The sequence below is a fragment of the Leptospira wolbachii serovar Codice str. CDC genome, assembly GCF_000332515.2.
Lineage (GTDB): Bacteria > Spirochaetota > Leptospiria > Leptospirales > Leptospiraceae > Leptospira_A > Leptospira_A wolbachii.
The window spans coordinates 1-6,740 of sequence record NZ_AOGZ02000023.1 but is presented as its reverse complement, the minus strand read 5'-3'; the positions used below and the strand labels follow the sequence as shown (position 1 = coordinate 6,740).

Annotated in this window: 10 protein-coding genes; all 10 read right to left on the bottom strand. The window is 30.7% G+C overall.

The genetic code is table 11. The features are described 5' to 3' along the window. Positions 1-297: hypothetical protein (locus LEP1GSC195_RS20140; protein ID WP_232227869.1), on the bottom strand; the 297-nt coding region annotated here is incomplete at its 3' end. A 1,613-nt stretch (positions 298-1,910) separates the two neighbouring features. After that, positions 1,911-2,303 (bottom strand): hypothetical protein, encoded by a 393-nt coding sequence (locus LEP1GSC195_RS19045; RefSeq protein WP_015683121.1) that lies wholly within the window; start codon positions 2,301-2,303, stop codon positions 1,911-1,913. A 145-nt stretch (positions 2,304-2,448) separates the two neighbouring features. Further along, the gene (locus tag LEP1GSC195_RS19040; RefSeq protein ID WP_015683123.1) at positions 2,449-2,913 is read right to left on the bottom strand and encodes an SH3 domain-containing protein; all 465 of its coding nucleotides are present in this window, start codon (positions 2,911-2,913) and stop codon (positions 2,449-2,451) included. A gap of 367 nt (positions 2,914-3,280) precedes the next feature. Further along, positions 3,281-3,487, bottom strand: a complete 207-nt coding sequence (locus tag LEP1GSC195_RS19035) for a hypothetical protein (protein ID WP_015683122.1) — start codon at positions 3,485-3,487, stop codon at positions 3,281-3,283. A 2-nt stretch (positions 3,488-3,489) separates the two neighbouring features. After that, positions 3,490-3,786 carry a BrnT family toxin gene (locus tag LEP1GSC195_RS19030; protein WP_015683128.1) on the bottom strand — a complete coding sequence of 99 codons (297 nt, stop codon included), beginning with the start codon at positions 3,784-3,786 and terminating at the stop codon, positions 3,490-3,492. Positions 3,787-4,098: 312 nt separating this feature from the next. After that, on the bottom strand, positions 4,099-4,656 hold the full coding sequence (locus LEP1GSC195_RS19025; protein ID WP_015683125.1) for a TFIIB-type zinc ribbon-containing protein: 558 nt from the start codon (positions 4,654-4,656) through the stop codon (positions 4,099-4,101). A 191-nt stretch (positions 4,657-4,847) separates the two neighbouring features. Then, on the bottom strand, positions 4,848-5,342 hold the full coding sequence (locus LEP1GSC195_RS19020) for a hypothetical protein (protein ID WP_015683124.1): 495 nt from the start codon (positions 5,340-5,342) through the stop codon (positions 4,848-4,850). After that, complete coding sequence (locus tag LEP1GSC195_RS19015) at positions 5,332-5,826, bottom strand: hypothetical protein (RefSeq protein ID WP_156827701.1); 495 nt, start codon at positions 5,824-5,826, stop codon at positions 5,332-5,334. Before LEP1GSC195_RS19015 ends, LEP1GSC195_RS19020 begins: the two co-directional genes overlap by 11 nt. Before the next feature lie 217 nt (positions 5,827-6,043). Next, positions 6,044-6,445: a helix-turn-helix domain-containing protein gene (locus LEP1GSC195_RS19010; protein ID WP_015683127.1), complete on the bottom strand. Its 402-nt coding sequence runs from the start codon at positions 6,443-6,445 to the stop codon at positions 6,044-6,046. Next, a partial coding sequence (locus LEP1GSC195_RS19005; RefSeq protein ID WP_232227868.1) for a type II toxin-antitoxin system HigB family toxin occupies positions 6,442-6,740 on the bottom strand: 299 nt, incomplete at its 5' end. The genes LEP1GSC195_RS19010 and LEP1GSC195_RS19005, both read right to left, overlap by 4 nt.

The following is a 6,740-nucleotide window of genomic DNA, read 5'->3' as shown; positions in this document are numbered from 1 at the left end:
TTGTCTGAAAGATAGATTTTTAAAGTATTGATTATTAATTTGAAGATCAATCGATTTAGCTAAAATTTGATCGTTTTCAGTGTATTTTATCTTTAATAGAGTTGGGTGTGTAAGTTGATTTTTGGGAATCGAGAATGAAATATTATTTGATTCGAAAAATATATTTCCAGTAGAAAATGTTTTATGAATGTAAAATTCATCGTAAGTAACTTCTTGCTCAGGCCCTTTTAATAAAAAATTGCAGGAGAATAAAGTCAAAATACTAATTATTGAAATATGCTTTTTGTAATTTAACAATGGTGTATTATCTAAAATTCAAATTTGTTAAATAGTTTTTTTGAATTTTCTTCTTTGCATTTATAATAACTTAAGATTTCTATCAGACAGAAGTCTGGTGATTCTTCATTAGTGCAGCTTATTGCAAGGTTAGGCCGATGATAAGCTTCGCAATCAAATGGTTCTCTTTCAGTTTTACAGGAAATTAGTGAGAAAATCGTGTATATGTATATATACAATTTGAATTTTCTTAAATTAGTCATATTTTGTTATTTTGATTTTGTTAGATTTAATTTTCAAGAATGTCGTATAACGAACTAGCGGAGACGACGTTCCTCGTAGCTGAGCCTACGTAGTAAGGCGTTAGCGTCGGCGCGACTTCTTGCGGAGCGAGAAGCGTGACGGAGAGGAATGTGGCACAGCCCGAGCGAGGCCGTAAGTGCCGAAGCGAAGCGTTTCCGCGCGGTTATGCGAAGTAAATTTAGCTTTCAATTTGAGCATATAAAATTTATTAAAACTGAGATAGAGCCAATAATAAGAATTGGATAATTCATTACTTTAAATAATTTTATCTCTGGGATTTTCAAATCAGGTAGTCTTAATATTTTAATTAAGGAGGCAAAATATATTAAGATAATTAACAATATTAACATTAGAAGTAAAAATGATTGCGAAAAAGAATCTAAATTCAATTGTTTTTCTTTTTTAACTAAACTTGTTAATAATATAATAAGCGTTATAATTGTATAATCAAAAATATTGGTTACCCATAATAGAAATTTTCTACTAATAGGAAGTTTAATTTTTTCTAAAACCTTCATTTTAATTGAGTAAGAGAAGAGTAATATCCAAATTGGTAATAGCAATAGAATATCTATAAGTGGAAAAGAATGGAATATATTTATGTGAGATGTAGTCATCTGTGGTTTAATAAAAAAATATTAGATTTACTTTAATTCATTTTAGAAAGTTTACTAAGTTAAAGCTCATTTGGAAATATGCTTAGACTTTTACTCTTGAAATATAATTTATCAGGCCAAAATATTCGATCAAACTCCAAGGAATTAAAAAACCCAATTTTGCAAACCAAAAGTAGAGTAGGTTCTTACTTTCAAACGGGTTATTCTCAATAGGTAATAATGATGTCAGAATAAAAGGAAATAAAATTTACGAAATCCCGAAGAGAGGATAAATGAAACATTCATTTGAAGATATAGGTTTTTTTATCTTCTATTATGGAAAATTCTGCTAGGTTTAAAAAACCAATAACATAAGATTTTTTAAACCATTTTGGTTCAAAAATTGAATTTAAGATTAGTGTATTATTGACTAAATCTATATTACTATTAGTGCAATTTTGTAGTAGTAGTTTTGCTCTGACTAAATATTCCTGTAGTTTTTCTTTTCTGATCAGCAATTTTCTTTTAAATTTTATGTTAAATGGGAACATTTTAATTTATTTCGCATAACGAACTAGGCTAACCGACGTAGGCTGGCCCTGAGTCCCGGAACGGGACGTTAGGGACTGGTCACGACACTTGCGAAGGCAAGGGGAGTGCCAGAAGCCTATGTGTCGCAGACCGAGCGAGGGCGAAGTCCCGAAGCGAAGCGGTTAGATGCTGTTATGCGAAGTCTCATTCTATAATTTTTTTTGAAAAATCTATTTGAATTAATCTGTCACAAACTTTTAGTTCTAATTTATTATTTTCTAAGTTGTCAATATTGTCTTCCAAAGAAATTAAAATTAATTTCGGATCTATAAAATTTGAGTCTAGAGGTTTAAGATTGAAATATTTGTTTTTGTTGAGGCAATTAAAAGTTTCAACTATATCCCTAGATATAGTTATTTTTCTTTCGTTGAAGAAAAAAATTGGTGGCTGTTTTTCTGGCAATTCAATTGTAATTTTTGATTTAAATTTATTGTTATATTGTATTTGAATCTGACTGTTCATAATTGAAATCTCTGGTGAGGCAGAGAATATCAATATTTCCTCTGGAATTATATTTTTATCGAGATTAGCCTTCATAAATCTTTTGTAAAAGATTGGATATAATCCTCCTTCATACCCATTTAATTCTCTGGATTCAATGGGTTTTTCAAAATAAAAAAGTTCATTTTTCAGGAATGCGTTTTGATCGAATATCAGAAGAGATTCAGTCTGGAAAATTAGATTATTTTGATGAAAGACTTGTGTAAAAATTGTTTTTTTTTATATTATTATTTTCTGTTTTTTGGTTTATAAAGTTTCTTTTTATTTCGACGTTATTATTTTTTTCGTTATATAGAAAAAATTTTGAATTTTTTTCATTGTTAGTAATTAGGAAAAACGCGTATGCGTAACCTTCGTAATTTTGATATTTGATTTTGTACCAACCGACTTCTCCTTGATATTTATACTGAATGAACATTTTATTTTCGTAAAATTCTTCGTAAGGTTGGCTGTCTTTTTTGAGAAAGTTGTCAGTTCTGAGGACTACTTCTCCATAAGGAATAGTTGTAATTTTATTTGATTTTAATGTTGGATTTGTTCTTAGTATTAAGCCAGCTGGAGCCGTAACAAGAAATTCGTTTTTGTCAGATGCTATGATTTTTGAAATGAATAATATTGTTATTATTATAATTTGAAAAAATTTCATATTTTTGCCTTAGATTAATGAGATTTCGCATAACGAACTAGTATTATCGAAGTTGCCCGACCCTGAGTCCCGAACGGGACGTTAGGGACTGGCACGGAGTTTGCGGCTGCAAACGAGTGACAGAAGGGCAATTTGCCGCAGGCCGAGCGAGGCCTTGTGCCGAAGCGTAGCGGTAATACGCTGTTAGTCGCAGTAGGTTATTTTATAATAATATTTATTATTTCTACTAAGTTTTTTCATTCTTAAACAATTGTAAAAGAGAGTCGGATTTAAAGAATTGATCAGCTAATATTGAAAATCAGAGAATCCAGTTTGATCTTAATAAATATTAGTTAAATGAAGCGAACTGAAAATTAGAAACTAACAGTTATGTAGAAAGTTCTTTTTGTAGTTCAACTTCCTTTTTTAATACTTTATTTATAATTGAATTTATATCTTTACCTTTCGAAATAGCTATTTTCGAAAAATATTCTTCAATATCGTTATCTAGATAAATTGGTAGGTGGATATCCAGTTTATCTTTAATGTAAAAAATTCCTTTTTTGCCTTTTGAAAAGTCGTAATTTTTTTTCATAACTATTCTTTACCTAGTCTTTGGAGATATTCATTCTCCTCAGTTCTATTCGCCTGTCTTGCCGAAATTATTCTTAATTTTTCCTCTGATTTATTAGATTTGTCTACAAAAACAACAACTACAACGGTAAAATTTTCAATTTTTCCGATGACTAGCCACCTATCCTCATTTTCAGAATGTTTTTCATCTTGTATGTATATAGCATCTTTATCTAGAAAAACTTCAGAGGCTTGATTAAATGAAATATTATGTTTTCTTAGATTTGAGGCGTTTTTCTTATGATCCCATTCAAATAGCATATATTTATTGAATAGAAGCTTTTTAAGTAGGTAAATTGCAATTTCTTTTCCTTTTTCTTAAATCTATTATTTAGAATTATTTTTTAACCTATTGCGACTAACGAACTAGCCTTAACGACGTAGGCTGGCCCTGAGTCCCAACGGGACGTTAGGGACTGGAACGACACTTGCGCAGGCAAGGGGAGTGCCAGAAGCCTATGTGTCGCAGACCGAGCGAGGGCTTGTCCCGAAGCGAAGCGTTAAGTCGCTGTTATGCGAAGTTTGTTTAGTATTGGTTTAATTCTTAGTATATAGGAATGAATTTAAACAAAATTACTTATTATTTTCCTTTGTAAAAATAGTTTTAATAAATGTCAATATATCAAAAGCATTAAAAATAGATCGATTGCTAGTGTTTGGAGAATAATCCGTAGCAAAATTATTTATATTTTTTTTAGACTTTGTTTCAGTTAATTTTGAATCTAGTTTTATAACTTGGAGAATATAATTTATATCTCTTTCCGTAATTTTCTTTTGAGATTTATTTATAGTGTCTAAATTTGGATTTGAGAATTTAGATAATTTTAATTCTTCTATTTCATCTTTATCCAACCATAAAATTTTACAGCTGTTGCATAAATCAATTTGAACATTATTGAATTCACTGGGTAATGTGTATAAATTCATTTTTTTATTACATTTAGGACAAACTATTTTGCTTTTCTTTATTTTAGAATTTTCCTTTATTTCTTTCCAATTTAAACTTTTAAATAGAATTTCTAATGTTTTTTCCGAATAGTAATGACCAAAACAAACCGGGCAAATAATCATTTTACCGTAGTTTGTTTTTATGGAGGAAAGCGTTGTTTTACATTTTTGACATTTCTTCATTTAATTTTTACAAATTTCGCATAACGAATGAGCGGAGACGACGTTCCCCGACTCTGAGTCCCAACGGGACGTTAGGGACTGGCCACGTAGCTTGCGTATGCAAGCGAGTGCCAGAAGGGGAATGTGCCACAGGCCAAGCGAGGCCGTAAGTGCCGAAGCGCAGCGTTTCCGCGCTGTTATGCGCCGTGGCTTTACTTTTTTAAATATTCATCGATAAAATTAAAAACATCATTTCTTACGAGCTTAGCTTTTACATAAAGCTTTCTTAATTCTAATTGATATTCATCGAAAGTAGTTAATTCTTCCAAATTGGTATGTTTTTCTATTTGTAATCCAAGAATGATCTTAATTTTGTCCTGGCCTGTTAGCTTATCTATTAAATTTTGAGTATAATCATCAGATTTATTAAATATAAACAAAAATATTCTTCCTGAGTTAGTTTCGGTATAAAGTGACTGTTCAGAATTAATATAATAAAATTTATACTCTTCCGAATGTCTTTTAATTGAAATATCCTTATAATTTGAATAATTTGAGTTTGTCGAAATATATTTTGAGATCGTTCTAGATTTTTTTGAAAATTCAACTAGGCTTAGCCAATCTATTTTCCCACTTTCCGTTTCCAGAGTCAGTTTATTTATTAGTAATTCAATTTTTGAATTTTTCTCATTTAATTTATTGGTCATTTTGATCTCCGTATTTTAGAATTGCACCAAGCCAACTTAGAATATTTAATCTTACAGATAAAGGAATGAAACTTTGAGGAACTGTCCAATATATAATTACGAGTTTAATTTTTGAGTAAATACTAAAGATATGATTATGTTCTTTGATTAATGAATATAGATGTCTAAAATTAGTATGAACTTCAGGATTTTCTTCGATTTGTGTATTCAGAGCTAAAAATATATTTCTGTATTGAGTATAAAACTCTTTTCTTTTTTTTTCAAAATCTTTTTCAATTAATGCTCTTCTTCTTGCATTAAATATGTTCTCTGTTGCCTGTAAAATAATGATAGATATTAAAAGTCCAACAATCGATGAAATCGTCCCAGCATTAGAGATTTGTTCTTTCTCTTGAAGAGACAATGATTTGTCATTTATTATATAAACGACAAATATCCCAAATATAGTTAAAGCTATCGCGGTGTATTTTAATAGTTTATTCATGTTTTATTAGAAAGTGTAGGAAAATATAGCCATGGCGCATAACGAAATAGTGGAGACGACGTTCCCCGACCCTGAGTCCCGACGGGACGTTAGGGACTGGTCACGTAGCTTGCGTATGCAAGCGAGTGCCAGAAGGGGAATGTGGCGCAGCCCAAGCGAGGCCTTGTGCCGAAGCGCAGCGTTTCCACGCTGTTAGCCGAAGTTGCAAATATATAGTTTAAATAAAAACCGAAGGAGAGATTTTGAATTTATCTGCAAGGGCTTTGATTTGCCTTACGTTTAGTTCTCGTTTTCCATTCAATATTTCTGAAACAACGCCTTGGCTACCCAAAATGGCTAGATCTTTTTGTGTTAAGTTGTTTTCTTGCATTAGATATTTTAAAATTTCGATTGGTTCAGCATTGGGCTGTAAGTAATGATCGTTTTCATATTCTTCGATCAGATTTCCAACAGTTTCTAGAAGTGGAGCTAATTGATGTTTTTCATCATTTCCAACTTCATCAATAAGTTCATCTAAAACTTTAACTAATTTTTTATATTGTTTATCAGTATGAGGAACGGAGAGAATATCTTTTAGGTCATGCCAAACATTCTTAATTTTTTCAATTTCTAGAATCATATAATCTCCTTTTTCCATTTCCCCTTATCATAATCTGAATGAGTTAAAATGTATCTAATAAAAACTTTCTGAGTGTTAAAGTGAATAGCTGCAATTAACCTGAAGTTGTTTCCACTAATGTTAAAAACCGTAAGATTTCCTACCAAATCGACAGAATTAAATAGTTTTCTTAATTCATTAAAATCTTTAAAGGAAGTATTTTTAAGGATTTTATACCAGCTCTTTAAGGAAGATTCAGAATTAGGATGTTTAATGATAAAATCATCTAATTTCTTCCAGCTGATTACGTGCACCA